At 75.9% G+C, this 26,995-nt stretch carries 23 protein-coding genes; 14 read left to right on the top strand and 9 right to left on the bottom strand.

The features are described 5' to 3' along the window. The first annotated feature begins 106 nt into the window (after window positions 1-106). From OG689_RS08575 to OG689_RS08530, 10 genes are all read left to right on the top strand, one after another. Window positions 107-1,261 (top strand): FAD-binding oxidoreductase, encoded by a 1,155-nt coding sequence (locus OG689_RS08575; RefSeq protein WP_266319096.1) that lies wholly within the window; start codon window positions 107-109, stop codon window positions 1,259-1,261. A gap of 67 nt (window positions 1,262-1,328) precedes the next feature. Beyond that, complete coding sequence (locus OG689_RS08570) at window positions 1,329-1,643, top strand: (2Fe-2S)-binding protein (protein ID WP_266319094.1); 315 nt, start codon at window positions 1,329-1,331, stop codon at window positions 1,641-1,643. Beyond that, window positions 1,624-3,102, top strand: a complete 1,479-nt coding sequence (locus OG689_RS08565; RefSeq protein WP_266319092.1) for an NAD(P)/FAD-dependent oxidoreductase — start codon at window positions 1,624-1,626, stop codon at window positions 3,100-3,102. Before OG689_RS08570 ends, OG689_RS08565 begins: the two co-directional genes overlap by 20 nt. Window positions 3,103-3,176: 74 nt before the next feature. Next, window positions 3,177-4,085 carry a dihydrodipicolinate synthase family protein gene (locus tag OG689_RS08560; RefSeq protein WP_266319091.1) on the top strand — a complete coding sequence of 303 codons (909 nt, stop codon included), beginning with the start codon at window positions 3,177-3,179 and terminating at the stop codon, window positions 4,083-4,085. Between the two features lie 92 nt (window positions 4,086-4,177). Then, a complete protein-coding gene (locus OG689_RS08555; protein ID WP_266319090.1) occupies window positions 4,178-5,176 on the top strand; it encodes a proline racemase family protein in 999 nt (332 codons plus the stop codon). A 46-nt stretch (window positions 5,177-5,222) separates the two neighbouring features. Further along, window positions 5,223-6,593: an aldehyde dehydrogenase family protein gene (locus OG689_RS08550; protein WP_266319088.1), complete on the top strand. Its 1,371-nt coding sequence runs from the start codon at window positions 5,223-5,225 to the stop codon at window positions 6,591-6,593. Then, window positions 6,593-7,645, top strand: coding sequence for a proline racemase family protein (locus OG689_RS08545; RefSeq protein ID WP_266319087.1), 1,053 nt, complete (start codon window positions 6,593-6,595; stop codon window positions 7,643-7,645). Before OG689_RS08550 ends, OG689_RS08545 begins: the two co-directional genes overlap by 1 nt. A gap of 10 nt (window positions 7,646-7,655) precedes the next feature. Continuing rightward, on the top strand, window positions 7,656-8,576 hold the full coding sequence (locus OG689_RS08540; RefSeq protein WP_266319086.1) for an ornithine cyclodeaminase family protein: 921 nt from the start codon (window positions 7,656-7,658) through the stop codon (window positions 8,574-8,576). A gap of 159 nt (window positions 8,577-8,735) precedes the next feature. After that, window positions 8,736-9,446 carry a GntR family transcriptional regulator gene (locus OG689_RS08535; protein ID WP_266319085.1) on the top strand — a complete coding sequence of 237 codons (711 nt, stop codon included), beginning with the start codon at window positions 8,736-8,738 and terminating at the stop codon, window positions 9,444-9,446. Window positions 9,447-9,540: 94 nt separating this feature from the next. Then, a complete protein-coding gene (locus OG689_RS08530) occupies window positions 9,541-10,137 on the top strand; it encodes a Uma2 family endonuclease (RefSeq protein ID WP_266319084.1) in 597 nt (198 codons plus the stop codon). Between the two features lie 53 nt (window positions 10,138-10,190). Here the strand turns inward: OG689_RS08530 and OG689_RS08525 are convergent, their stop codons facing one another. Both OG689_RS08525 and OG689_RS08520 read right to left on the bottom strand, forming a co-directional pair. After that, complete coding sequence (locus OG689_RS08525) at window positions 10,191-10,871, bottom strand: ABC transporter ATP-binding protein (RefSeq protein ID WP_266319082.1); 681 nt, start codon at window positions 10,869-10,871, stop codon at window positions 10,191-10,193. Next, window positions 10,868-11,998, bottom strand: a complete 1,131-nt coding sequence (locus OG689_RS08520) for an ABC transporter permease (protein WP_266326963.1) — start codon at window positions 11,996-11,998, stop codon at window positions 10,868-10,870. The genes OG689_RS08525 and OG689_RS08520 overlap by 4 nt, the downstream gene beginning before the upstream one ends. A 163-nt stretch (window positions 11,999-12,161) precedes the next feature. Between OG689_RS08520 and OG689_RS08515 the strand changes: the two genes are divergently transcribed. Then, window positions 12,162-13,358 (top strand): sensor histidine kinase, encoded by a 1,197-nt coding sequence (locus OG689_RS08515; RefSeq protein ID WP_266319081.1) that lies wholly within the window; start codon window positions 12,162-12,164, stop codon window positions 13,356-13,358. Further along, window positions 13,355-14,062: a response regulator transcription factor gene (locus OG689_RS08510; protein WP_266319079.1), complete on the top strand. Its 708-nt coding sequence runs from the start codon at window positions 13,355-13,357 to the stop codon at window positions 14,060-14,062. The genes OG689_RS08515 and OG689_RS08510 overlap by 4 nt, the downstream gene beginning before the upstream one ends. Before the next feature lie 120 nt (window positions 14,063-14,182). On the opposite strand, the gene atzF is transcribed toward OG689_RS08510, so the two are convergent. The 4 genes from atzF to OG689_RS08490 are packed head-to-tail and all read right to left on the bottom strand — an operon-like array spanning window position 14,183 to window position 20,928. Next, the gene (gene atzF / locus OG689_RS08505; RefSeq protein ID WP_266319077.1) at window positions 14,183-15,913 is read right to left on the bottom strand and encodes an allophanate hydrolase; all 1,731 of its coding nucleotides are present in this window, start codon (window positions 15,911-15,913) and stop codon (window positions 14,183-14,185) included. Next, the gene (gene uca, locus OG689_RS08500; RefSeq protein ID WP_266319076.1) at window positions 15,910-19,503 is read right to left on the bottom strand and encodes an urea carboxylase; all 3,594 of its coding nucleotides are present in this window, start codon (window positions 19,501-19,503) and stop codon (window positions 15,910-15,912) included. The genes atzF and uca overlap by 4 nt, the downstream gene beginning before the upstream one ends. A 4-nt stretch (window positions 19,504-19,507) precedes the next feature. Next, window positions 19,508-20,116: an urea amidolyase associated protein UAAP2 gene (locus OG689_RS08495; protein WP_266319074.1), complete on the bottom strand. Its 609-nt coding sequence runs from the start codon at window positions 20,114-20,116 to the stop codon at window positions 19,508-19,510. Continuing rightward, entirely contained in the window at window positions 20,113-20,928 is an 816-nt protein-coding gene (locus OG689_RS08490; protein WP_266319072.1) for an urea amidolyase associated protein UAAP1, read from the bottom strand. The genes OG689_RS08495 and OG689_RS08490 overlap by 4 nt, the downstream gene beginning before the upstream one ends. A gap of 135 nt (window positions 20,929-21,063) precedes the next feature. Between OG689_RS08490 and OG689_RS08485 the strand changes: the two genes are divergently transcribed. After that, window positions 21,064-21,747: a TetR/AcrR family transcriptional regulator gene (locus tag OG689_RS08485; RefSeq protein WP_266319070.1), complete on the top strand. Its 684-nt coding sequence runs from the start codon at window positions 21,064-21,066 to the stop codon at window positions 21,745-21,747. Window positions 21,748-21,844: 97 nt separating this feature from the next. Here OG689_RS08485 and OG689_RS08480 read toward each other — a convergent pair whose 3' ends face one another. The 3 genes from OG689_RS08480 to OG689_RS08470 all read right to left on the bottom strand — a co-directional run bounded on the left by OG689_RS08480 (window position 21,845) and on the right by OG689_RS08470 (window position 25,441). Then, window positions 21,845-23,380: an amino acid permease gene (locus tag OG689_RS08480; RefSeq protein ID WP_266319069.1), complete on the bottom strand. Its 1,536-nt coding sequence runs from the start codon at window positions 23,378-23,380 to the stop codon at window positions 21,845-21,847. Window positions 23,381-23,640: 260 nt separating this feature from the next. After that, complete coding sequence (locus tag OG689_RS08475) at window positions 23,641-24,951, bottom strand: cation:proton antiporter (RefSeq protein ID WP_266319068.1); 1,311 nt, start codon at window positions 24,949-24,951, stop codon at window positions 23,641-23,643. Between the two features lie 4 nt (window positions 24,952-24,955). Further along, window positions 24,956-25,441, bottom strand: a complete 486-nt coding sequence (locus tag OG689_RS08470; RefSeq protein ID WP_266319067.1) for a TrkA C-terminal domain-containing protein — start codon at window positions 25,439-25,441, stop codon at window positions 24,956-24,958. Between the two features lie 329 nt (window positions 25,442-25,770). On the opposite strand from OG689_RS08470, the gene OG689_RS08465 reads away from it, so the two are divergent. Then, window positions 25,771-26,871: a nitronate monooxygenase gene (locus OG689_RS08465; RefSeq protein ID WP_266319066.1), complete on the top strand. Its 1,101-nt coding sequence runs from the start codon at window positions 25,771-25,773 to the stop codon at window positions 26,869-26,871. Window positions 26,872-26,995: the final 124 nt, after the last annotated feature.

Below are 26,995 nucleotides of genomic sequence, written 5' to 3'. Positions count from 1 at the left end.
GCCGGGGCTTTCGCGTGTCCGGCGGCTTCGGCGCCCTGGTGGCGGGCCCGGGCGGCCACGGCGGGACACCCTTGGCAGCGCGCAAGCAATGTGACATATTACTGATGTGAAGAGAGCCCCCCTGGACGTCGTCGTGGTCGGCGCCGGAGTCGTCGGCGCCGCCTGCGCGTACTACGCGACCCTGGCCGGCCTGCGGGTCGCCGTCGTCGACCGCGGCCCGGTCGCCGGCGGCACCACCGGCGCCGGCGAGGGCAACCTGCTGGTCTCCGACAAGGAGCCCGGCCCCGAACTCGACCTCGCGTTGCTCAGCACCCGGCTCTGGCACGAACTCGCCGCCACCCTCGGCCCGGCCGTCGAGTACGAGCCCAAGGGCGGCCTGGTGGTCGCCGCCGACCAGCGCCGGCTGGACGCCCTGCGGACCTTCGCCGCCGGGCAGACGGCGGCCGGCGTGACGGCCGTCGAAGTCCCCGCCGACGCCCTGCGGGAGCTCGAACCGCACCTCGCCCCCGGTCTGGCCGGCGGCTTCCACTACCCGCAGGACGCCCAGGTCCAGCCCGCCCTGGCCGCCGCCCACCTGCTGCGCGCGGCCCGCGAGGCCGGCGCCGAACTGCGGCTCGGCGAGACCGTACGGGCGGTGCGCACCGGGCCCGGCGGCGAGGTGCGCGGCGTCGGCACCGACCGGGGCGAGCTGGTCGCGCCCGCCGTCGTCAACGCGGCCGGCACCTGGGGCGGCGAGCTGGCGGCGCTGGCGGGTGTGGCGCTGCCGGTGCTGCCCCGGCGGGGCTTCGTCCTGGTCACCGAGCCGTTGCCGAGGATCGTCCGGCACAAGGTCTACGCCGCCGACTACGTCGCGGACGTCGCCAGCGGCTCGGCCGCCCTGCAGACCTCGGCCGTGGTCGAGGGCACCCCCGCCGGACCGGTGCTGATCGGCGCCAGCCGCGAGCGGGTGGGGTTCGACCGGACGCTCTCGGTCGAGGTGCTGCGGCGGCTGGCCGCGCAGGCGGCGCAGCTGTTCCCCGTCCTCGCCGACGTGTCGGTGCTGCGCGCCTACCGGGGCTTCCGCCCCTACCTGCCCGATCACCTGCCGGCCGTCGGCGCCGATCCCCGGGTGCCCGGACTCCATCACGCCTGCGGCCACGAGGGTGCCGGCATCGGCCTGGCCCCGGCCACCGGCCTGCTGATCAGCCGCCAGCTGACCGGGAAGCCGACGGGGTTCGACCTCACGCCGTTCCGGGCCGACCGCTTCCCCGGGGCGGTCTGAACCCCCCCACCCTTGTACGCCTCCATCCGAACGCCCCGCCCGCACCCGACCGGAACGGAAGTCCGCCGTGCGCCGAACCCCCGCCGCCCTGGTCAGGGCGCAGCCCCGGCCCGCCCACACCATCGAGTTCGACGGCCGTCCGATCCCCGCCCTGCCCGGGCAGAGCATCGCCGCCGCCCTCTGGGCCGAAGGCATCCTCGCCTGGCGCACCACCCGGGTCGGCGGCCGGCCGCGCGGAGCCTTCTGCGGCATCGGCGTCTGCTTCGACTGCCTGGCCACCGTCAACGGCCGCCCCAACCAGCGGACCTGCCTGCTGCCGGCCGGCCCGGGCGACACCGTCACCACCCAGGAGGGCCACGGTCGTGCCGACCTCGCCGTCTGAGCCCGCCGCGGGCTACGACCTCGCCGTGATCGGCGCCGGCCCGGCCGGGCTGGCCGCCGCCGTCACCGCGGCCGACCTCGGGCTGCGCTGCGCCCTGCTCGACGCCGGGCCCCGCACCGGCGGCCAGTACTACCGGCACCCGGCGCCCGCGCTCGGCGCCACCCGCCCCGAGCGGCTGCACCACGGCTGGCGCCGCTACACCGCGCTGGCCGGCCGGCTCGCCGCCCACACCCTGGCCGGCCGGGTGGACCACCTCGCCGAGCACCAGGTCTGGACGGCCGAGCGGGCCGACGGCTGGCTGCTGCACGCCACCGTCGGCCCGGCGGCGGAGCGGCCCGCGACCGTGCGGGCCCGGGCCGTGCTGCTCGCCACCGGCGCGTACGAGCGGCAGCTGCCGTTCCCCGGCTGGACGCTGCCGGGGGTGGTCACGGCCGGCGGCGCGCAGGCGATGCTCAAGTCCGGCCTGGTGCTGCCGGGCCGCCGGATCGTGCTGGCCGGCAGTGGCCCGCTGCTGCTGGCGGGGGCCTCCTCGCTGGTGGGCGCCGGCGCCGAGGTGCCGGTGGTGGCCGAGGCCGCCGACTACCTCGGCTACGCCCGCCGACCGGGGGTGCCGGCCGCCGTTCCCGGCAAGCTGGCCGAGGGGGCGGTGCACGCGGCCGCGCTGCTGCGCCACCGGGTGCGGCTGCTGCGCCGCACGGCGGTGGTGGAGGCACACGGCACCGACCGGGTCACCGGCGTCACGCTGGCCCGGCTGGACCGGGACTGGCGGCCGCTGCCGGGCACCGAGCGGCGGATCGCCTGCGACGCGCTGGCGGTCGGCCACGGCCTGCTGCCGCAGATCGAGCTGGCCACCGAGCTGGGGGCCGAGACCCGCCGGACCCCCGACGGCGCGTTCGCGCTGCGGGTGGACGCCCGCCAGCGCACCAGCCTGCCCGGGTTCTGGGCGGCCGGCGAGACCTGCGGGGTCGGCGGGGCGGATCTCGCCCTGGCCGAGGGGGAGCTGGCCGCGTACGCGGTCGCCGGCCGCCCCCCGGCGGCGGGGCTGACGGGTCGGCGGGCCCGGCTGCGGGCCTTCGCCGAGCTGATGGCCGCCGCGCACCGGCCGGGCCCGGGCTGGCCGGGCTGGCTGCGGCCGGACACCGAGGTCTGCCGCTGCGAGGAGGTCACCGCGGGGCGGATCGGCGAGGCGGTGGACGGGCTCGGCGCGGGTGACGCCCGGACGGTCAAGCTGCTGACCAGGGCCGGGATGGGCTGGTGCCAGGGCCGGATGTGCGGTGCCGCGGTGGCCTGCCTCTCGGGCGGCGCGGCCGGCGGGCCCGACAGCCGGCCGCTGGCCGTGCCGGTGCCGCTCGGGCAGCTCGGGCAGCTCGAGCGATCCCCTCGGCCCGATCAGCCCGGTCGGCCCGATCAGCCCGATCAGCCCGATCGGCCCGGCCGGTCGGCCCGGCCCCGGAGTTGAGACCCGCCGCGGCGGACCCTTGTCATCGACTGCGTCCGCTAATAAAATGTCACACCTCACCAAGGAGTAATGCCGTGTCCAACACCCCGCACGACACCGCCCGCCCCTGGCGCGGAATCATGGTCGCCACCACGACCCCGCTGCGCGCCGACCTCTCCGTCGACTACGACGCCTACGCCGAGCACGTGCGCCGGCTGATCGACGCCGGCTGCGACGGCGTCGTCCCCAACGGTTCGCTCGGCGAGTACCAGACCCTCACCGCGGAGGAGCGGGCCCGGATCGTCACCACCGCCGTCGAGGCGGCCGGCGACGGGGCCCGGGTGATGCCGGGCGTCGCCGCGTACGGCAGCGCGGAGTCCCGCCGCTGGACGGAGCAGGCCGCCGAGGCCGGCGCCGGGTCCGTGCTGCTGCTGCCGCCCAACGCCTACCGGGCCGACCACGCCACCGTCCGGGCCCACTACGCCGAGGTGGCCGCGGCCGGCCTGCCGGTGGTCGCGTACAACAACCCGTTCGACACCAAGGTCGACCTGGTGCCCGCCCTGCTGGCCCAGCTGCACGGCGAGGGTTCGATCGTGGCCGTCAAGGAGTTCAGCGGCGACGTCCGGCGGGCGTACGAGATCGCCGAGCTGGCCCCCGGCCTCGACCTGCTGGCCGGCGCCGACGACGTCCTGCTGGAGCTCGCCCTGGCCGGCGCCGTCGGCTGGATCGCCGGCTACCCCAACGCCCTCCCCGAGGCCTCGGTGGCGCTCTACCGCGCCGCCCTGGCCCAGGACCTGGACACCGCGCTGCCGCTCTACAAGGCCCTGCACCCGCTGCTGCGCTGGGACTCCAGGACCGAGTTCGTGCAGGCCATCAAGCTCTCCATGGACATCGCCGGACTGCCCGGCGGTCCGACCCGGCCGCCGCGCGGGCCGCTCCCGCCGGAGACCGAGGCCGCCGTCCGGGCCGCCACCGAGAAGGCCCTGGCCGAGGGGCTCGGCTAGCCGCCGGCCTGCCCGGTCCCGCCCGGCCCGCGGGCCGGCTGCGACGGCAGCCGGCCCGGCGTCCGCCCACCCTCACCCCACGGGAGCCCACCATGCGCAGCCGCCACGTCTTCCACGCCGTCGACTCCCACACCGAAGGCATGCCGACCCGGGTCGTCACCGGCGGGTTCGGTGTCGTCCCCGGCGCCACCATGGCCGAGCGCCGGGTCCACTTCCAGCAGCACCTCGACCACTTCCGCACCCTGCTGATGTACGAGCCGCGCGGCCACGCCGCGATGAGCGGCGCCGTTCTGCAGCCGCCCACCCGGCCGGACGCCGACTTCGGCGTGCTCTTCATCGAGGTCTCCGGGCTGCTGCCGATGTGCGGCCACGGCACCATCGGCGTCGCCACGGTGCTGGTCGAGACCGGCATGGTCGAGGTGGTCGAGCCGGTCACCACCGTCCGCCTGGACACCCCGGCGGGGCTGGTCGTCGCCGAGGTGCGGGTCGAGGACGGCGCCGCCGTCGCGGTGACGATCCGCAACGTCCCCTCGTACGCCGTCGCCCTCGACCGCAAGGCCGAGGTGCCCGGGTACGGCACGGTCGGCTACGACCTCGCCTACGGCGGCAACTTCTACGCCGTACTGCCGCTCGCCGAGTTCGGACTGCCCTTCGAACGCGAGCGCAAGGAGGACATCCTGGCCGCCGGGCTCGCCCTGATGGACGTCATCAACGCGGAGCCGCCGGTCCACCCGGAGGACCCGTCGATCCGGGGCTGCCACCACGTCCAGCTGCTCGCCCCCGGCTCCACCGCCGAGCACTCCCGGCACGCCATGGCCATCCATCCGGGCTGGTTCGACCGCTCGCCCTGCGGCACCGGCACCTCCGCCCGGATGGCCCAGCTGCACGCCCGCGGCGAACTGCCGATCGGGCGGGACTTCCGCAACGACTCCTTCATCGGCACCAGCTTCACCGGCCGCCTGGTGGGGGAGACCACGGTGGCCGGCCTGCCCGCGGTGGTGCCCACCGTCACCGGCCGGGCCTGGATCACCGGCACCGCGCAGTACTTCCTCGACCCGAGTGATCCCTTCCCCGCCGGCTTCCTGCTCTGAGCACCGCCCCGGCCGCCCCCGGTCCCCAGCTCCGAAAGGCCCCGTCGTGACCGTCACCTCCCGCAACCCCGCCGACCCCGCCGACCTGGTGATCAGCGTCCCGGCCCCGGGCGCCCTGGGCGTCGCGGCCGCCGCCGCCCGGGCCCGCGACGCCGCCCGCGACTGGGCGGCGGCCGGCGCCGCCGCCCGCTCGGCCGCCCTCACCCGGGCGGCCGCGGCGGTGGAGGCACACGCGGACGAACTCACCGCGCTGGTCGTCCGCGAGGTCGGCAAGCCGGCCGCCGAGGCCCGCGGCGAGGTCGCCAGGACCGCCGCGATCTGGCGCTACTACGCCCAGACGCCGTACGCGCCCACCGGCGCCGTGCACGAGCCCGCCGCCGGCCGCGGGATGCTGCTCACCCGCCGCCGCCCGTACGGTGTGGCCGGGCTGATCACCCCGTGGAACTTCCCGCTGGCGATCCCCGCCTGGAAGGCCGCCCCCGCGCTCGCGGCCGGCAACACCGTGCTGCTCAAGCCCGCGCCCGAGGCCACCGCCTGCGCCCTGCGGCTGGCCGAACTCGCCGGCCTGCCCGACGGGGTGCTGACGGTGGTGCCGGGCGGCGCCGAGGAGGGCGAGGCGCTGGTCCGGGCCGCCGACGTGGTCTCGTTCACCGGCTCCACCGCCGTCGGCCGGGCCGTGGTGCACGCCGCCACCGAACGGGGCATCCCCGTCCAGGCCGAGCTGGGCGGGCTGAACGCAGCCCTGGTGCTGCCCGACGCCGACATCGAGCAGGCCGCCGCTCACCTGGCCGCCGCCATCGCCGGCTACGCGGGCCAGAAGTGCACCGCCACCAGCCGGGTGATCGCGGTCGGCGGCGCGTACGGGCCGCTGCGCGAGGCGCTCGCCAAGGCGCTCACCGCCCTCGCCGAGCCGGCCGCGCTGGAGAGCGTCTGCGGCCCGCTGATCTCGGCCGCCGCCCGGGAGCGGCTGACCGGCGCGATCGGGTCGGCCCGGGAACAGGGCGCCACCGTGCTGGCCGGCGCCGGAGTCCCGGAGCGGGACGGCTGGTACCTCGAACCCGCCCTGCTGGCGGACGTCCCGGCCGGGCACCCGCTGCGCACCGAGGAGTTCTTCGGCCCGGTCGCCGTCCTGCTGCCGGCGGCCGGCCTCGACGAGGCCCTGGAGCTGGCCAACGACACCCGGCACAGCCTCGCCACCTCCGTCCACACCCGGGACCTCGACACCGCGCTGGCCGCCGCGGACCGTTTGGAGGCCGGCATGATCCGGATCAACGCCCCCTCCAGCGGCGTCGACTTCCACCTGCCGTTCGGCGGCACCGGCGCCGCGATCCACGGCGACCGCGAGCAGGGCCAGGCCGCGCTGGACTTCTACACCGTCAGCCGGACCGTCACCCTGCTGCCGTCGGAGGCGTCCTGATGGCCGGCCAGGATCCCCCAAAGGTGCTCCCCGGCGAGGTCGGGACCGTCGACTACCACTGCGCGGGGGAGCCGTTCCGGATCGTCACCACGGGCCTGCCGGCCGTGCCCGGGGACAACGTCGCCGAACGCCGCGCCTTCGCGCTCGGCCCCGGCGGCTCGGACACGCCCCGGACCGGCGCACTGGACACCGTCCGACAGCTGCTCGGCCGCGAGCCGCGCGGGCACGCCGGCATGTACGGCGGCTTCGTCGTGCCGCCGGACGACGAGGGGGCCCACCTGGGCGTGCTCTTCTGGCACAAGGACGGCTACTCGACCGCCTGCGGGCACGGCACCATCGCGCTCGGCGCCTGGGCGGTCGACTCCGGCCTCGTCCCGGCCCCGGCGGACGGGCGGGCCACGGTCCGGATCGATGTGCCGTCCGGGCGGGTCACCGCCACCGTCCACCGCGCGGGCGGGCGCACCACCGCGGTCACCTTCCACAACGTGCCGGCCCTGGTCACCGCGTCGAAGCTGCCGGTCGCCACCTCGCGCGGCACCGTCGAGGTCTCGGTGGCGCACGCCGGCGCCTGCTACGCGGCCGTCCCGGCGGCCGCGCTCGGCCTCGCCGTCACCCCCGCCCTGCTCCCCGAGCTCACCGCCGCCGGCCGGGAGATCCGGGCCGCCCTGGCCGGCGAGGACGCCACCCGGCACCCGGGCGACCCGCGGCTGTCCGGCGTCTACGGCGTGATCCTCTTCGACGAGCTGCCGGACACCCCGGCCGGCCCGGCCCAGCGCAACGTCACCGTCTTCGCGGACGGCCAGATCGACCGGTCCCCGTGCGGCTCCGGCACCTCCGCCCGGCTGGCCGTGCTCGCCGCCGAGGGCCGGATCGCGCCCGGGGAGGAGTTGCGCCACGAATCGGTGATCGGCACGGTGTTCACAGGCCGCCTCGCGGGCGACCACCCGGACGGACTGCTCACGGAGGTCACCGGCACCGCCCACCGCACCGGCGAGCACCGCTTCGTCCTGGACCCGCACGACGCTCTCGGAACGGGATTCCTGCTGCCATGACCCACCGCCGATGACCGCCCGCCGCCCCGACGCGCCCGTCACCGCCGCCGCCCCGCTCACCCCGGCCGAGGCCGCGGACGCGATCGAACGCGTGCTGGCCGAGGGGCTCGACCCCGAGGACTGCCCGCCCCGGACGGGCGTACCCGTGCCGGCCGGGGAGCTGCTGCTGATGCCCGCCGCCTCCGCCGGGTACGCGGGCGTCAAGATCGCGGGCGTCGCCCCGGCCAACCCGGCCCGCGGCCTGCCCCGGATCACCGGCAGCTACCTGCTGCTGGACGGGCCCACCCTCCGGCCGCTCGCCCTGTACGACGGCGCGGCCCTGACCGCGCTGCGCACCCCGGCGGTCACCGCCGTCGCGCTGCGCCGCCTCGCCGTCCCGGGGGCGGCGCACCTGGTGCTGTTCGGCGCCGGCCCGCAGGCGTACGGGCACCTGGACGCGCTGCTGGCGATCCGGCCGCTGACCCGGGTCACCGTGGTGGCCCGCAGTGCCGGGCCGGCCGAGGCGCTGGTCCGGTACGCCCAGGGGCTCGGCCCGGCCGCGGCCACCGGCACGCCGGAGGCGGTCGCCGAGGCGGACCTGGTGGTCTGCTGCACCACGGCGCGCACCCCGTTGTTCGACGGCGCGCTGCTGCCGGCGCACGCCGCGGTCGCCGCGGTCGGCTCCCACGAGCCGGACGCCCGGGAGGTGGACACCGCGCTGGTCCGCCGGTCGGAGCTGTACGTGGAGGCGCGGGCCGCCGCCGGGCGGGAGGCGGGTGACCTGCTGCTGGCGGGGGTGGACGTCGGATCGCCCCACAACCTGGCGGAGCTGGTGCGGGGGAAGGCGCCCGTGCCCGGGGACCGGCCGCGCTTCTTCAAGAGCGTCGGCCAGGCCTGGGAGGACCTGGCGGTGGCGGCCGAGATGTACCGGCGAGGCGGCGGGGCGCTCTGATCGGGACGGTCCGGCGCCCGTGCCGGCCGAGGCGTTGTGGCGGGCGGCGGCCGCTGCCACGATGGGGCGGGCGCCCGCAGGTCCGGATGCCGGAATGTTGTACATCACACGTAACGTGACATTGTACAATGGTGTCCTGCGACCAGCCGGAGGAACACCATGGCCGACCTCAAACCCCGCAACCTGATCTCCGTCCAGGAGCGGCTGCGCGACCAGGTCGCCCACGCCCTGCGGGCCGCCCTGATCTCCGGCGAGCTGCGCCCCGGCGTCGTCTACTCGGCCCCCGCGCTCGCCGCCGACTTCGGCGTCTCCGCCACCCCCGTCCGCGAGGCGATGCTCGACCTGGCCCGCGAAGGGCTGGTCGAGGCCGTCCGCAACAAGGGGTTCCGGGTCACCGAACTCACCGAGGGCGACCTCGACGACTTCACCGAGATCCGCGCCCTGATCGAGGTGCCGACCGTCGGCCGGGTCACCCGCACGGCCACCCCCGAGCAGCTGGAGCTGCTGCGCCCTGCCGCCCAGGCCATCGTCGACGCCGCCGGACGGCACGACCTGATCGGCTACCTGGAGGCGGACCGCCAGTTCCACCTCGACCTGCTCGGCCTGGCCGGCAACGCCCGCCTGGTCGAGGTGGTCGGCGACCTCCGCAAGAGATCCCGCCTCTACGGCCTCACCCGCCTCGACGAGCGCGGCGAGCTGGTCTCCTCCGCCGAGGAGCACCTGGAGCTGCTCGACCTGATGATCTCCGGCGACGCGGACGCCGCCGAGGAGTGCATGTCCCGCCACCTCGGCCACGTCCGCTCGCTCTGGGCCGAGGGCCGCGCGGACGCCGAGGAGGAGCGCCCCGCGCTGCGGCTCCGGGCGCGCTGACGACACCCGTCCGGGTGAGGCCGGGGGAGAAGTCCCCGAACGCGTCGCCCGCCCTACGATGATGGTCCCGACATCGGCAGCCAGGAGGAACTCCATGTCCGCCGCAGCAGTGGAACAGCCCTTCGAGCAGCCGACGCTGCTCGAAGCGGCCGACCTGATCTCCGACCAGCTGGTCGGGTACCGGGTCGAGATCATCGGGAGCCAGATCGCCGTGACGCCGCCGCCCGATGCTCCTCACAGCCGGTCGCTGACCAACATCATGGTCCCGTTTCTGGCGGCCGGCCTTCACGGCGAGGAGACACAGGTGCTCCAGGGCATCGGGATCCGGTTGCCGGACGGCCCGTCGGACTACGCCATTCCGGACCTGGCCGTGGTGGACGGGGACATCGACGAACACCACGTCGAGAACAACTGCTACGACCCAGCGGTCTTCCGGCTCGTTCTGGAGGTCACCTCGCAGAACCACAGCTCCGACCTGAAGGTGAAGCCCGCCGCGTACGCCAGCGCCGGCGTCCCGGTCTACGTGATCGTCGACCGGAGGAACCGAAAGGTCATGGTGCTCACCGACCCGTCGGACGGCGAGTACCGCCTCCACGCGGTGCACCACCCCGGGCAGTCCTTCGAGCTCCCGGCGTCCCTCGGCGCGCCGGTGAAGCTCTCCGTCGACACCGTGCTCGGCCCGGAGAAGTAGCGCCGCTCCTCCCGGAGTCCCCCGGCCGGAGAACCGGTCGGGGGACTCCGCCGTCATACGCCGGCCGGTACGGTCAGCCGCCCGTCGCGCACCTCGGCGACCTGGTCGACGGCGGTCAGGTGGGTGCGGTCGTGGGTGACCAGCACGGTGGCGGTGGCCCGGCGGTGGGTGAGGCCGGTGATCAGCTCGATCACCGCCGCGCCGCGTTCGTGGTCCAGGGCGCTGGTCGGCTCGTCCACCAGCAGCACGGTCGGCTCGTTCATCAGCGCGCGGGCGATGTTCACCCGCTGACGCTGGCCGCCGGAGAGCTGGTGCGGGCGCCGGCCGGCCAGATCCGGCAGGCCGACCGCCGCCAGCAGCTCCAGCGCCCGGGCGCGGGCCGCGCGCGGGGAGCGGCCGTCCAGATGGGCCATCACCTGGAGCTGCTCGGCGGCGGTCAGCGAAGGCAGCAGGTTGGGCTGCTGGAACACGATGCCGATCCGCTGCCGGCGCAAGGCGCTCAGCCCGGCGCGGTCCAGGCCACCGGTGTCCACGCCGTCCAGCACGACCCGCCCGCGGTCCGGGGCGATCAGGGTGGCGGCCACCGCCAGCAGGCTGGACTTCCCCGAGCCGGACGGGCCGACCACCGCGGTGACCGTGCCCGCCGGGACGTCCAGCGACACGTCGTCCAGGGCGGTCAGCCGGCCGTCGCCGTCCGGGTAGGTGAGGGTGATGTTCGCGAGCTGCAGGCTCATCGGGCGCTCCCCAGGGCGGTCAGCGGGTCGACGGAGGTGATGCGGCGGATCGAGAGCCCGGCGCCGAGCGCGCCGAGGCCGGTCATCACGGCGGCAGGGACCAGGACGGTCGGCGGGTCCAGCACGAACGGCACGGCGGACCCGACGGCCGCGCCCACCCCGACCGCGATCGCGGTGCCCACGGCGGTGCCCACCACCAGGAGCAGCACGGCCTGGCCGAGCGCGTCCCGCAGCAGGTAGCCGGTGGAGGCGCCGAGCGCCTTCAGGACGGCGACGTCACCGCTGCGCTGGATCGTCCAGACGGTGAAGAAGGCGCCCACGACCAGGGCCGAGATGGCGAACAGGAAGCCCCGCATCAGCTGCAGCGAGCCGTTCTCGGAGGTGTAGGAGCCGATCGCGGCGAGCGAGTCGTCCGGGGTGAGCGCCTCGGTGGCGAACTGCCGGTCGGCGTCGGCGAGGCCGCCGGCCGAGGAGAGCGACAGGGCGATCACCGTGGCGTGCTCGCCGGAGCCGGAGCCGGAGCCGGAGCCGGAGTCGGAGCCGGTGGCGGGGGCGGTGGCGGTGGCGGGGGGAGCGACCAGCTGCCAGTCGGCCAGGCTGGTCCAGACGACCGGGAGGTGGCTGAACGCGGCGTCGCCCGAGACGGCGGCGACGGTCAACTGACGGCCCGCCAGGGTGAGGGTGGAGCCCGCCCGGACGTCCAGGTCCTCGGCGGCGGTCGCGGACAGCACCACCCGGCCCGGGGCCAGCAGGTCGCCGCTCGGTGCCAGCGCCGAGCCGGCCGGGACCCCGAAGGCGGAGAGCGCGGCGGTGCGCGTCCCGGCGGCGGCCTTGGCGGTGCTGATGCCCAGCGGCTCGGCCGACCTTACGCCGGGGACGGCGGCCCAGCCGTCCCACTGCCGGGGGGTCACCTGCGAGTCGGTGAAGGAGAGCTTCTGCCCGTCGGCGGGGGCCGAGAAGACCAGCCGGTCGGCGGGCAGGCCGGTGATCGCGGAGACGTTCTGCCGGCCCAGCCCGGCGGTCAGGCCGGAGAGCAGGCCCACCAGCACGGTGATCAGTACGATGACGGTCCCCATCAGGGCGAACCGCCCCTTGGCGAACCCCAGGTCCCTCCGGGCGACGAACACGACGGGCCTTTCCCTCGGCAGCGGGTTGACGCTCACCAATCTCCCCGGGGAGCCTGGACTCCGGCATCGCACCGGGGATTGGATCCTCCGCATCGAAGGACACAACCGCAGGTCAACCTTTCGATTGATGCCCGGCCCCGGCGCGGGCGCCTAGCCTGGAGGGATGGCGACCGACCGTTCACTCACCCCCGTCGCCGCCGTGCTCCGGATCTGTCTGCACCTGCTGGTGGCCGGCCTGCTCGCGCTGGCCGTGGCCCGCTCCACCGTCCACAGCTCCCGGCCGGCGGCCGTCACCGCCGCGGCCCTCACGATGGGCGCCGTCTACGCGGCCGGCCCGCTGCTCGGCGCCGTCCGCCGCTCGCGGACCGGCGCCGCCGTATGGCTCGCCGCGCTGAGCGCGGCCTGGCTGGTCCTGCTGGCCCTCACCCAGGACGGCGTCTGGCTCGCCTTCCCGCTGTACTTCCTCCAGCTGCACCTGCTCGGGCGCCGCACCGGGCTGATCGCGGTCGGCCTGACCACCGCGGCGGCCGTCCTCGGCTTCGCCGGGCACCAGCACCGCTTCGACCTGGCCGCGGCCATCGGGCCGACCCTCGGCGCGGCCGTCGCCACCGCCACCGTGCTCGGCTACCAGGCCCTCTACCGGGAGAGCGAGGAGCGCCGGCGGCTGATCGACGAGCTGAGCGCCGCCCGCGCCGACCTGGCCGCCGCCCACCACACCGCCGGCGTGCTGGCCGAGCGGGAGCGCCTTGCCCGGGAGATCCACGACACCCTGGCGCAGAGCCTGTCCAGCATCCAACTGCTGCTGCGGGCCGCCGGCCGGGCGCTGCCCGAGCGCACCGAGGCCGCCGCCGGGTACGTGGAACAGGCCCGGCAGGCCGCGCAGGACAACCTCGCCGAGGCCCGCCGCTTCGTCCGCGCGCTCACCCCGCCGGACCTGGACGGTTCCTCGCTGCCTGCCGCGCTGGAGCGGCTCTGCGCCACCACCGCCGAGCACAGCGGCGTGCCGGTCCGGTTCCATCTCTCCGGCGACCCGGCGCCGCTGCCCGGGCCGCACGAGGTGGCGCTGCTGCGGATCGCCCAGTCGGCGCTGGCGAACACCGTCCGGCACGCACGGGCCTCGCACGCCGAGGTCACCCTGAGCTACATGGACTCCGAGGTCGCCCTGGACGTCTTCGACGACGGGACCGGCTTCGACCCGGCCGCCGTGCCCGCGCCCGGCACCGGCGACGCCGGGTTCGGCCTGCCCGCGATGCGGGCCCGGGCCCGCGCCCTCGGCGGCACCTTCACGGTGGAGTCCGCCCCCGGCCAGGGCACCGCGCTGGCCGTCCTGCTGCCCGAACCGGCCGAGGAGGACGCATGAGCGACCCCGCCCGACCCGCCGTCCCGCCGGACCCGCCCGGCAGTACCCCGCCCGGCAGTGCCCCGGCCGCGCCGATCCGGCTGCTCCTCGCCGACGACCATCCGGTGGTGCGGGCCGGGTTGCGGGCCGTCCTGGAGGGCGAGGCCGACTTCGTCGTGGTCGCGGAGGCGGCCACCGCCGAGCAGGCCGTCCAGCTGGCCGCCCGGCCGGACGTCGACGTGGTGCTGATGGACCTGCAGTTCGGCCGCGGCATGAACGGCGCCCAGGCCACCGCCGCGATCACCGCCCGGCCCGGCGCCCCCCGGGTGCTGATCGTCACCACCTACGACACCGACGCCGACACGGTGCCGGCGCTGGAGGCGGGCGCCACCGGCTACCTGCTGAAGGACGCGCCGCCGGAGGAGCTGGCGCAGGCGGTCCGGGCCGCCGCCGCCGGCCGCTCCGCCCTGGCCGCCACGGTCGCCGACCGCCTGCTGGAGCGGATGCGTACGCCTTCGGCCGCGCTCAGCGCCCGCGAGACCGAAGTCCTCGGACTGGTCGCCGCCGGGCTGACCAACCAGCAGATCAGCCAGCAGCTGCACCTCAGCCAGGCGACCGTGAAGTCCCACCTGGTGCACATCTACACCAAGCTCGGGGTGGACTCGCGGACGGCCGCGGTCCGGGCGGCCACCACCCGCGGGCTGATCCGGCGCGGGGACCGCTGAGCGACCGCCGGGGCGGCCCGGAGCGGCCCGGGTCGCCCCGGACGGCCCCGGGGACGGATCCTGGAGCCGTCGGGGTCCGCCCGGTCCGCCTGGCCAGGTCGGTCAGGTATGTGAGGTCGGTCAGGACGGTTCGTGCGCGGCGAGGTAGCCGCGCCAACCGCCGTACCCGGTGATGTCCTCGGCGCCGGCCAGGGCGGCCGGCTCGCAGAGGAACCCCGCGACCCGGCTGCCGTCGGCGAGGCGGACGGAGCCGATCGCCATCGGCTCGGGCAGGGCGGCGGTCAGCGCGCCGAGGCCGGCCGCCGGCAGCTCCCAGACCTCGGCCTCGACCGACGCCCCGCCGGACGGCACCCGGACCAGGCCGGGCTTGGCGGGGACGGTGTCCAGAGCGTACAGGCGGTAGTCCGGTGCCGTCCGGGTGGTGGTGGCCAAGGTGGCTCCCAGTGCCAGCAGTTGGCCGTTCAGGGGCTGGCCGGTGAGGTGCGCCCCGAGCACCGCGAGCCGGACTGCCGGCGGCCCGGTCGGAGCTGCTGCCGAAGCGGCGGCCGGCGCCGGGGGAGCGGCGAGCAGCCGGGCCAGGACGGCCAGCCGGGACTCGGTGTGCGGGCGGCCGATCAGCATCACCCCGAACGGCAGGCCCCGGACCTGCCCGGCCGGCACCGCGAGGGCGCAGAGCCCCAGCAGATTGGTCGAGTTGGTGAACCGGCCGAGCCGACTGTTGGCCCCCACCGGGTCGGCGGCGACCTCCGCCAGCGTCGGGTGGCCCGGCGTGGTGGGCAGCAACAGGGCGTCCGCCTCGCCGAGTTCGGCCAGGGCGACGTCCCGCAGCCGGGCCAGCACCGCCAGGTCGCGGTACAGCCGGTGCGCCGGGATGTCCCGGCCGGCCGTGATGATCCCGCGCACCACCGGGTCGAGATCGGCCGCGTCGCCCTGCCTCTCGATGAACTCGCCCACCGCGTCGTAGCGTTCGGCCACGAAGGCACCCTCGTAGAGCATCCTCGCCACCGCGCCGAACGGTGCCAGGTCGATGTCCCGGAGGTCGGCGCCGGCGGCCGCGAGCCGATCCGCGGCGGCCGTGTACGCGGCCCCCCACCCCTCGTCCAGTTCCCCGAGCCGGTCGAGCGCGGGCACCGCGACCCGCCAGGGTCCCGGCCGCCGCGGCGCCGGGCCGACCGGTACGGGGTCGGCGATGATCCCGTACGCGAGTTCGGCCGCGTCGACGGACCGGGCGAACACCGAGACGCAGTCCAGGCTGCGGCAGGCCGGGACCACGCCGGTGGTGGGCACCACGCCGCCGGTCGGCTTGAGCCCGACGATGCCGTTGAAGGCGGCGGGCACCCGGCCGGAGCCCGCCGTGTCCGTCCCGAGTGCCAGGTCGACCAGGCCCAGGGCGACCGCGACCGCCGAACCGGAGCTGGAGCCGCCCGCCACCCGGGCCGGGTCGACGGCGCCCCGCACCGCGCCGTACGGGCTGCGGGTGCCGACCAGGCCGGTGGCGAACTGGTCGAGGTTGGTGGTGCCGAGCGGCACCGAGCCGCCCGCCCGCAGCCGGGCCACCGCGGGGGCGTCCGCCTCGGGCAGGCGGGCGAAGGACGGGCAGCCGGCGGTGGTCGGCAGACCGGTCAGGTCGATGTTGCCCTTCACCGCGAACACCGTCCCCGCCAGCGGCAGGTAGGCGCCGGCGGCCCGGCGGGCGTCCACCTCGGCGGCCTCACGCTCCGCCTCCTCCTGCGGCCGCAGACCGATCCACACCTCGGGCCGGTCCGCCTCGGCGATCCGCCGGTACGCCTCGCGCACCCGCCGCAGGGCGCCGCCGCCCGCCGGCTCCGCCTTCGCCCTGGTCGCCGTCACGCCGCCACCTCCGCGGGGACGCCGGCCAGCACGACCAGCGGGGAGCCAGCCTCCACCTGGTCGCCCGGTCCCACCAGCAGCTCCGCCACCACGCCGTCCCGCGCGGCGAACACCGGGGACTCCATCTTCATCGCCTCCAAGGCCATCAACTGCTGCCCCTGGCGGACGCTTTCGCCCGCCCTGACATCCACCTTCCAGACACAGGCGATGAACTCGGCCTCCACCACGGCCCCGCCGGGCGGCGCGACGACCTGCCGGACCGGCCCCGGCGCCGCGGCGGCGGCACTCTCGGCGCGGTCGAACTCGCCCGCCTCCTCCCAGGCCTGGCGCTCGGCGCCGAAGGCGGCGGCCTGCACGGCCCGGAAGTCCTCGATCGGGCCGGCGTTCTCCGCGAGGAAACGCAGATGGTCGGCGAGCGCGAACTCGCCCTCCTCCACTTTCAGTTCCAGCCGCCCGGCGGCCATGTCGGCCCGCATCTCCAGCAGTTCCTCCGCCGACACCGGGTACCACCGGATCCGGTCGAAGAACCGCAGCAGCCAGGGCGCGCCCGGCGTGAACGGGCCGCGCTGCTGCCAGCCGGACCACATCTGCACCGTCCGCCCGACGAACTGGTACCCGCCCGGGCCCTCCATCCCGTACACGCACAGGTAGGCGCCGCCGATGCCGACCGAGTTCTCGGCCGTCCAGGTGCGGGCCGGGTTGTACTTGGTGGTGACCAGCCGGTGCCGGGGGTCGAGCGGGGTGGCGACCGGTGCGCCCAGGTAGACGTCGCCGAGGCCCAGCACCAGGTACTCGGCGTCGAAGACCGTCCGGTACACGTCCTCGACCGACTCCAGGCCGTTGATCCGGCGGATGAACTCGATGTTCCACGGGCACCACGGGGCGTCGTCCCGCACGCCCGCCATGTAGCGGGTGATCGCCTCGCGGGTCGCCGGGTCGTCCCAGGAGAGCGGCAGGTGGACCGTCCGGCTGGGCACCCGCAGCTGGCCGGTGGCGGGCAGGGCGGCCTCGATCTCCCGTACCAGCGCCAGCAGTCGGGGGACGGGCAGGACGTCGGGGTCGGTGTGCACCTGCAGCGAGCGGATCCCCGGGGTGAGGCCCAGCATGCCGGCCGGCTGCGCGGCGGCGAGCCGTTCGGCCAGCGCGTGCACCCGCATCCGCAGGGCCAGGTCCAGCTGCATCGGCCCGTACTCGACCAGCAGGTTGTCGTCGCCGCTGCGCCGGTAGGTGACGCTCGGCCGGTCCGCCGTCGCGGGCAGCCGGCCCAGCACGCCGCCGTCGGTGATCGGCGCGCGGGAGGGCGCGGGCGCCGCGGCGGGGGAGCTGCGCAGGTCGGCGGCGGCGTCCAGGGTGACCGGGACGAAGCGCACGGTGTCGCCCGGGCGCAGCTGCCCGAGCTTCCAGCGCTGTCCGGTGACCACGGTGGCCGGGCAGACGAACCCGCCGAGCGAGGGGCCGTCCGGGCCGAGCAGGACGGGCATGTCGCCGGTGTAGTCGACGGCCCCGACCGAGTACGGGGTGTCGTGGATGTTGGAGGGGTGCAGCCCGGCCTCGCCGCCGTCGGTCCGCGCCCAGGCGGGCTTGGGGCCGACCAGCCGCACACCGGTGCGGGCACTGTTGAAGTGCACCTTCCAGTCGGCCGCGTAGAACGTCTCCACGTCCTGCTCGGTGAAGAACTCCGGTGCGGCGTGCGGGCCTTCGGCGGCCGGCAGCTCCCAGAGCGTGCCGAACTCCGGGCGCTCGGCGGGTGGCACGGGGGCGAAGTCCGGGTGCGGGCCACCGGTACCGCCGTGCAGCACGTCGCCGGCCCGCAGCGCCCGGCCGCCGTGGCCGCCGAACTTGCCGAGGGTGAAGGTGGCCGCACTGCCGAGGAATCGGGGGACGTCCAGGCCGCCCGCGAGCAGCAGGTAGGTGCGCAGGCCGGGGCCGGGCGGGGCGGCCAGGTCCAGCACGGCGCCGGCCGGCACCAGCACCGGCTCCCATTGCGGGACGGGCCGGTCGTCCACCGTGACGGCGGCGGGGGCGCCGGTCACGCAGACCCAGGTCGGACGGGTGAACCGCAGCGCCGGGCCCTGCAGGGTGCATTCGAGGCCGGGCAGGCCCTCGGGGTTGCCGAGCGCCCGGTTGCCGAGCCGGAACGACAGGTCGTCCATCGGCCCGCAGGGCGGCACCCCGACGTGCCAGTACCCGGTGCGGCCGGGCCAGTCCTGGACCGAGGTCAGGGTGCCGGCCCGCACCACCTCGATCCGGGGCGTGGGGTCGGTGACGCCGGCGAGCGTGCCGGTGTGGTGCGCGGCGGCGCGGACGGCCCCGACGGACGGGACGGCGCGCAGCAGGCCGAGGTTGGTCTCGATGCCCTCGATCCTGGTGCCGGCCAACGCGGTGGTGAGTTCGGCCAGCGCGGCGTCGCGGTCGGTGCCGTGCACGATCACCTTGGCGAGCATCGGGTCGTAGGAGGTGGTGACCTCGGTGCCGGTCTCCACCCAGGCGTCGACCCGGGTGCTCGCGGGGAAGGCCACCTCGGTGAGCAGACCGGCACTGGGCCGGTGGTCGCGGCTCGGGTCCTCGGCGTAGATCCGGGCCTCGACGGCGTGGCCGACCGGCGGGCCGACCTCGCGGACCACCCCGGTGTCGCCCTGGGCCAGGCGCAGCATCCACTCCACCAGGTCGACGCCGTGCACCGCCTCGGTGACCGGATGCTCCACCTGCAGCCGGGTGTTGACCTCCAGGAAGTAGGCCTCCTCGCGGACCGCGTCGTAGACGTACTCGACCGTGCCGGCCGACCGGTAGTCCACCCCGGCGCACAGCGCCCGCGCGGAGTCGGCCAGTTGGCGGCGGACGTGATCGGGCAGGCCCGGCGCGGGGGCCTCCTCCAGCACCTTCTGGTTGCGGCGCTGGAGCGAGCAGTCCCGGTCGCCGAGGGTGACGACCCGGCCGGTGCCGTCGCCGAAGACCTGCACCTCGACGTGCCGGGCCTGCTCCACCAGCCGCTCCAGGAACACCCCGGCCGTGGAGAAGCTGGCGGCGGCGACCCGCTGCACCCGCTCCCAGGCGCCGGCCAGTTCGGCGGCCGAGCGGCAGGCCTGCATGCCGATCCCGCCACCGCCGCCGGTCGCCTTGAGCATCACCGGGTAGCCGATCGACTCGGCGGCGACCAGGGCGTCGTCCAGGCCGGGGAGCAGTCCGGTGCCGGGCAGCAGCGGGACGCCGGCGGCCTCGGCGGCGGCCCGGGCGGTGTGCTTGGCCCCGAACACCTCCAGCTGCTGCGGGGTCGGCCCGACGAAGGACAGGCCGGCGGCCTCGACCCGGCGGGCGAATCCGGCGTCCTCGGAGAGGAACCCGTAGCCGGGGTGCACCGCGCCGGCTCCGCTGTCCAGCGCCGCGCCCAGCACCAGATCGGCCCGGAGGTAGCTGTCCTTGGCGGGGGCCGGGCCGAGCCGCACGGCGTGGTCGGCGAGCCGGACGTGCGGCGCCGAGCGGTCGGGGTCGGAGAACACCGCGACCGTCCGCAGGCCCAGCCGGCGGGCGGTGCGGATGATCCGGACGGCGATCTCGCCCCGGTTGGCGATCAGCAGGGTGTCGTAGGTCATCGGCTCAGTCCTCGCTGATCGTCATCTGGACCGGCGTCGGGTCGAAGCCGTTGCACGGGTTGTTGATCTGCGGGCAGTTCGAGACCAGGACGAGGACGTCGGTCTCGGCCCGCAGGACGACCCGCAGGCCGGGCGAGGAGAGGCCGTCCACGATGCCGAGGGTGCCGTCGGGCTCGACCGGCACGTTCATGTACCAGTTGATGTTGCTCACCAGGTCACGCTTGCCCAGGCCCCAACGGGACCCCTCGGCCAGGAAGTTCTCCACACAGGCGTGCTGGGACCAGGTGTGGTGGCCGTAGCGCAGGGTGTTGGACTCCTTGGAGCAGGCGCCGCCGACGGTGTCGTGCCGGCCGCAGTCGTCGGCCAGCACCGTCATCATTGGGGTGTGCTCGTCGGACAGCAGCACACTGCCCTTGCCGAGGAACAGCGAGCCCTGGGCCTGCAGGGTGTCGGGGGCGCTGTACCGGACGGCGGTGTCGTGCGCGTCGTAGAGGAGGCAGTCGACCGCCTGGTTGCCGCCGAGGTCGGTGATGGTGAGCAGCTGACCGCGCCGCACGATCGCCGACCAGCCGGCGCGGGCGGGGACCAGCTGGTCCAGGACGACGGTGGTCATCGTGCCTCCAGGGCGGTGAAGTTGGCGGCGTCGGTGTTGAGGAAGGCGCGGTGCGCCTCGGGGGTGGCGGTGCGCAGCGGGTCCCCGGGGCCGGTGCGGCGGCCCGGGACGGCGCGGACGGTGAGCGGGGTGCAGTGGTAGTCGGGGCGCGGGTCCAGCGGGTGCGCGGTGTTGGCGATCAGGACGGTGAGCGGCTGCTCGGCCCGCAGGGTGACCCGGGCGCCGGGGGCGGCCGCGCCGGTCGGGGTGAGGGCGCCGTCGGGCTCGGCCCGGACGCCCTTGAAGAAGGAGACGGCGGGTGGGAGGTCTCGGGGGGTGAGGCCGTGCTTGGCCGCGGCGAGCTTGAACAGTTCACGGCCGGCGGGGGAGGGGCCGTGGGCGCTGCCGTCCCCGTACCGGGCGGTGTTGCGGGCGGCGGCGGAGGTGCCGGTCAGGGTGTCGTGCCGGCCCGAGGTGTCCTCGGTGAGGGTGGCGAGCACCCGGCCCTGGTCGGAGAGGAGCAGGCTGCCGGCGGCGAGGTAGGCGTTCCACTGGACCTTGACGGTGTCGGCGGCGTTGAGCCGCTCCCAGGGGCGCCCGGTGACGTACAGCAGCAGGTGGGCGCAGGCGTCGCCCTCGGTGTCGGTGAGGGTGAGCTCGGTGCCGGCCGGCACGGTGAGGTGGGTGTAGTTGCCGCCGGCCACCGTCTCCGCCCACAGGGTGCCTTCCGGGGGCGGCAGTTGGGGCATGCATTCGACGACCCTGCCGTGCTGGGCCCGGGCGTGGGCGCGGGCGGCCACGGTGGTGGCCGTGGATGTCTGGGGGGTGGTCACGGCGCCTCCTGGGCTGCTGCCGGGGTTTCTGTCGCGTGACAGAAATTAGGTGCGCCGGAGGTCGCCGCCGTTGCCCGCGCGTTTCACGGCGGTTACCGTCCCCTCACCGTCCGGGGCCTGTGCGAGGATCATGCTGTGCCCGCCAACCGAGGAACCCCGCCCCGCGTCGGACGCCCCCGTGCGCAAGGCCCGTCGGCCAGTGAACTGACGCCCCGCGCCGAGGTGTTGGCGGCGGCGGCCGAACTCTTCACGGTCAACGGCTATGCGGCCACCACCACCCGCGCGGTGGCCGAGCGCGCCGGACTGCGGCAGGCCTCGCTCTACCACTACTTCACCGGCAAGGACGACATCCTCGCCACCCTGCTGGAGAGCACCGTCGAGCCCTCGCTGACCTTCGCGGGCAGCCTGATCGGCGCCTTCGGGGAGCTCGACGAGGACGCGGCGGCCGCCGGACTCTGGGCGCTCGCCGCCTTCGACGCGGAACTGCTCTTCGGCGGGCTCTACAACCTCGGCGCGCTGTACCAGCTGCCCGAGGTCCGCGGCGAACGCTTCGCCGGATTCCGCCGCTCCCGGGGGGAGTTGAAGGCCGCGTACGGCACCCTGTTGACCCGGCTGGACGGAGCCGGCGACCCGGCGCTGCGTACCGACCTGCTGCTCGGACTGGTCGAGGGCGGTGTGGCGGTGGCCCGGGAGACCGGGGGCCGGCAGCCGCGGGAGGTGGGCGAGGCGGTGGCCGACGCCGCCCTGCGGCTGGCCGGCCGGATGGCCGGGCAGATCACTGCCGCGCGCACGGCAGCGGCCCGGCTCCGGCCCGCCTGAACCAGGCGGGGCGGAGCCGGGCCGGGCCCGGGAACGGTGACGGCGCACCCGGCGCCGGGGGCGTCCTCGGTGTCGGCGTGCCGGGGCGGCGGTCGGGTCAGCGCCGGCGCAGCCGGTAGGCGGCGCCGGCCGCCAGCGCGCCCGCCAGGAACAGCAGGCTGAACCACTGCAGGTACCAGTGGCCGCCCGCCGGGTCGTACACGGCGGCGCGCGGCCAGGCCAGGTTCACCGTCATCGCCACGCCGTACAGCAGGGCGAGGACGTTCACCGGCAGGCCCCAGCGGCCCAGGCTGAACAACGGCTTGCCGTGCTCGTCCCGTTCGCCGTCGGTGCCGATCGGCAGCCCGCGCAGGCGGCGCCGCAGCATCGCCCCCACCACCAGCGCGTACGCGGTGTACACCAGCACGATGCAGGTGGTCTCCAGGGCCAGGAACGCGGACGGCGCCAGCAGGTTGACCAGCAGGAACCCGATCGCGAGCCCGCCGGTCACCAGTGCGGGCAGGTGCGGGGTGCCGGTGCGCGGGGAGACCGCCGCCAGGCGGTGGCAGAACGGGAGGACGCCGTCCCTGGCCATCGAGAAGAGCATCCGGGCGCCGGCGGTCTGCATCGCCAGCGTGCCGACGCAGACGGCCACCGCGACGTCGGCGAGCAGCAGCCGGCCGGGGAGGTCGCCGAGCGTGCTGGTCAGCACGTACGACAGGCCCTCGGTGGCGAGCCGTCCGTCGGTGAGGTCGGGGGCCGCCAGCAGGGCGCCGAGGATCAGCAGGCCGCCGCCGAGGCCGGCGGCGGCGAGGGCGAGCAGGATGGTCCGGGGGGCGGTGCGGCGCGGTGCGCGGGTCTCCTCGGACATCTCGCCGGCGCTGTCGAAGCCGATCATCACGTACGCGGCGGTGAACGAGCCGACCAGGAACAGCCAGAGGTAGCCGCCCTGCCTGCCGGTGTGCAGCACCACGGTCGGGGTGCGCTCGCTGTGCGTGAACAGCAGGACGGCGATGAGCGCGATGCCGGTCAGTTCGGCCGTGACGCCGACGCTGTTGATCACCGACATCAGCCGGATGCCGATCACGTTGACCAGCGTGGTGACGGCGATCAGCGCGGCGCCGAGCAGGACGGCGTTGGCGGCGCCGGTGCTCGTGGTCAGCGCCGGGTCCCCGCCGAGGAGTTGGAAGCCGGGCCAGACGGCGGGCAGCACCACCTGCAGGGCCAGGGCGGCGGCGGTGACCACCACGATCTGCCCGATCACCATCAGCCAGCCGGTGAACCAGCCGTAGGTGGCGTTGGCCAACCGGGTCGCCCACTGGTAGATCGAGCCGGAGATCGGGTAGCGGGCGGCGAGTTCGGCGAAGCAGGCGGCCACCAGCAGTTGGCCGCCGAGGACCAGCGGCCAGCTCCAGAAGAAGGCCGGCCCGGCGAAGCCGTAGCCGAAGGAGAAGAGCTGGAAGACCGTGGTCAGGACCGAGATGAAGGAGAACCCGGCCGCGAAGGAGGCGAACCTCCCCATGGTGCGGTGCAGTTGCTGGGGGTAGCCGAACTCGGTGAGGGACCGGTCGCCGGCCGTTGCGGCGCTGTGCGGGCCGTCGGTGCGGGGTTCGCCGGCCTTGTCGGGCGGCGCGAGGGAAGGGCTGGTGGTCATCGGGCACCGGCTTTCCACGGGGGCGGGGAGGCGAGCGGCCGCACAGTTTCTGTCGGCTGACAGAAATGTGGGGCCGGTCGGCTTCCCCCGCATTGCCCGTCGGTTGCCGCAATGTTGCCTTGTGCTCACCGCCCGGCCGGGTCACGACTGCGGCGCGAAGTCCGGATCGTGGCCCGTGGCCCGGGACCGCCCGCCGGGCCGGTGCCCGGACAGGCGGCCGGGCCGCAGCGCGGAGGTCGCTGCGGCCCGGGAGGGGACGGTCAGTTGGCGGCGGAGGCGGTGGACGGTGCCGGCAGCTCCAGCCCGTCCGCCGCACTGCCGGCCTCGGGGCCGGGGCCGGTGCCGGCGTCGGGGTTGGCCGCAGGGCCGGTGACCGGTCCGGTCATCGGCTCCGCCCCGGCGGCCCCGCTGCCCGCCCGGCGCCGGGCGAACCACTCGGCGGCCGGCTGGGTCCACCGGGCCGTGAGCGGCCCGATGATGACGAGCAGCAGGACGTACGCGGTGGCCAGCGGCCCCAGGTCCGGCTCGATGCCGGCCGTGACGGCCAGTCCGGCGATGACGATGGAGAACTCGCCGCGGGCGACCAGCGCGCCGCCCGCCCGCCAACGGCCCCCGCTGCCGATGCCCGCCCGGCGGGCCGCCCAGTACCCGGTGGCGATCTTGGTGAACACGGTCACCACGGCCAGCGCGAGGGCGGGCAGCAGCACCGGCGGGATGCTCTCCGGGCTGGTGTTGAGGCCGAAGAAGACGAAGAACACGGCCGCGAAGAGGTCCCGCAGCGGGCTCAGCAGCGAATGCGCGCCCTCGGCCGCCTCGCCCGAGAGGGCGATCCCGACCAGGAAGGCGCCGACCGCGGCCGAGACCTGCAACTGCTGGGCGATGCCCGCCACCAGCAGGGTGAGGCCGAGGACGACGAGCAGCAGCTTCTCCGGGTCGTCGTGCGAGACGAACCGGGAGATCAGCCGCCCGTAGCGGAGCGCGACGAAGAGCACGGCGCCGGCCGTGACCAGCGCGACGGCCAGCGTGATGCTGCCGGCGAGCAGGCCCGCGCCGGCCAGCAGCGCGGTGAGGATCGGCAGGTAGAGGGCCATCGAGAGGTCCTCCAGCACCAGGATGCTGAGGATCACCGGGGTCTCCCGGTTGCCCAGCCGGCCGAGGTCGCCGAGCACCTTGGCGATCACGCCGGAGGAGGATATCCAGGTCACGCCGGCGAGCACCACGGCGGCCACCGGGCCCCAGCCGAGCAGCAGGGCCATCCCCGCTCCGGGCAGCGCGTTCAGTGCGAAGTCGACGGCGCCGGCCGGGTACTGGGCTTTGAGGTTGGTGACCAGGTCGGCGGCGGTGTACTCCAGGCCCAGCATCAGCAGCAGCAGGACCACGCCGATCTCGGCGCCGGTCGCGACGAACTCCTCGCTCGCGGCGAGCGGCAGCAGGCCGCCGTGGCCGAAGGCCAGGCCGCCCAGCAGGTACAGCGGGATCGGCGAGAGCCCGTACCGGCCGGCTATCCGGCCGAGCAGTCCGAGGACCAGGATGATCGCGCCCAGTTCGATGAAGACGGAAGCGCTGTGCATCCGATCACTCCCTTCCCAGAATGGCGGCCGCGGCGTCGACGCCTTCGCGGGTACCGATGACGATCAGGGTGTCGCCCCCGGCCAGCCGGAATTCCGGCGTGGGGGACGGGACGGCTCCGGTGCGGCGCAGCACGGCGACGATCGAGGCACCGGTCGCGGTGCGCATCCGGGTCTCGCCGAGCAGCCGGCCGTTCCAGTACGAGACACCGCTCAGCGGGATCCGTTCGGCGATCAGCCCGAGGTCGGTGGTGTGCAGCAGGGCCGTGCTGTGCGGGGCCGGGCGCAGCGCGTCGACCAGGGCGGCCGACTCGCCCTCGCTCAGGTGCAGGCTGTGCGCGCAGGCGTCGGGGTCGTCGGCCCGGTAGAGGTTGAGGCTGCGTGAGCCGTCCCGGTGGGCGATGACCGAGAGGTGCCGCTGTTCTCGGGTGGTGAAGTCGTACTGGACGCCGACGCCGGGCAGGCTGGTCGTCCGGACGCGGGGGATCGGCACGGCTGGTGTCCTCTCGTCAGGGCTTCTCGGGGCGGGGCCCGGCCGGTGCCGGGAGCGGCGGCCGGGCGACGGGGCCCAGGGGGTGCGGCCCGCCGCGGCGCGGCCGCCGGCGTGCGGCAGGCCCTGGGCGAAGAGTAATGCAATAGTAAAGTCTCCGGGTGTCGTCCCAGGTCCGGACGGCTGCGGGCGGTGGCTGCGGCGGGTGCTGAGCGAGGGTCGGCCCGCGGCTCGCGCCACCCCCGCCGTTCGCCTGCGGCGGGCAGGATCTAGAGTGGGCGTACACGTCCGATCGGCGCTGCGGCGGCGCCGGGACACGGAGGAGTGAGCGGATGCCGGTGCGACTCGACCAGCTGGCCGTCCCCGTCATCGCCGCGCCGATGGCCGGCGGCGCCTCGACCCCGGCGCTGGTCGCCGCGGTCGACGCGGCCGGCGGCCTAGGATTCCTGGCCGCCGGGTACCTCGGAGCCGCGGCGATCGGCGAGCAGATCACCCGGACGCGCGAACTGACGGACCGTCTGTTCGGCGTCAACCTCTTCGTGCCGGCCGCGCCCGGCGACCTCGCCGCCGTCGACGCGTACCGGGAGCTGCTGCGGCCGGAGGCCGAGCGGTACGGCGTCCGGCTGCCCGCCGCCGTCCCCGACGACCGCGACGACTGGGACGCCAAGATCGCGGCCCTGCTCGCCGATCCCGTCCCCGTGGTCTCGTACACCTTCGGACTGCCCTCGCCCGAGGTGGCCCGCGCGCTGCGCGCCGCCGGCACGCTGCAGATCGGCACCGTGACCACCGCCGCCGAGGCCCGCCTCGCCGCCGCGGCGGGGATGGACGCGCTCTGCGTCCAGGGCCCGGAGGCGGGCGGCCACCGGGCCACCTTCGCGGTCGCCGACCGGCCCGGGGTCCTGCCGCTGGCCCAACTGCTGCGCGAGGTAAGCACGGTGACTGACCTGCCGCTGATCGCCGCCGGCGGGATCGGGGACGGCCCCGCGGTGGCCGCCGCCCTGCGGGCCGGAGCCGTCGCCGTCCAACTCGGCACCGCCTACCTGCGCGCCGACGAGTCGGGGGCGTCCGCCGCCCACCGCGCGGCCCTCGTGGACGGCCGCTTCACCGGGACGGTGGTCACCCGGGCCTTCACCGGCCGCCCGGCGCGCGGCCTGCGGAACGCGTTCATCGACCGGTACGAGCGCCACGCCCCGGCGGCCTACCCCGCCGTCCACCGGCTGACCCGGCCGCTGCGGGCCGCGGCCGCCGCGCACGGTGACGCCGAGGGGATGCACCTGTGGGCCGGCACCGCGCACCGGCTCGCCCGGACCGGCCCGACGGCGGAGATCACCCGGGAGCTGTGGCGGGAGGCTCGGTCGGCCCCGGGCGGGTCGGCCGCCGAGGGTGCCACCGGCGCGGGCTCCTCCCCCGAAGGGCCTGTCACGGGGCGGTAGGGCGCGCTCTTCCGGCGGAGTCGTCGCCGGACGTCGTCGGACTGACCTCACCCCGGCCCGGCGCCGCCGCCTCGACGATGCGTGAGCGCGGGGCGTGCGGGGCGGGGCGTGGCATCCCCCCGGG

Origin of the sequence: Kitasatospora sp. NBC_00240, assembly GCF_026342405.1 — a bacterium.
GTDB lineage: Bacteria > Actinomycetota > Actinomycetes > Streptomycetales > Streptomycetaceae > Kitasatospora.
This window is presented reverse-complemented; position numbering and strand designations above follow the sequence as displayed.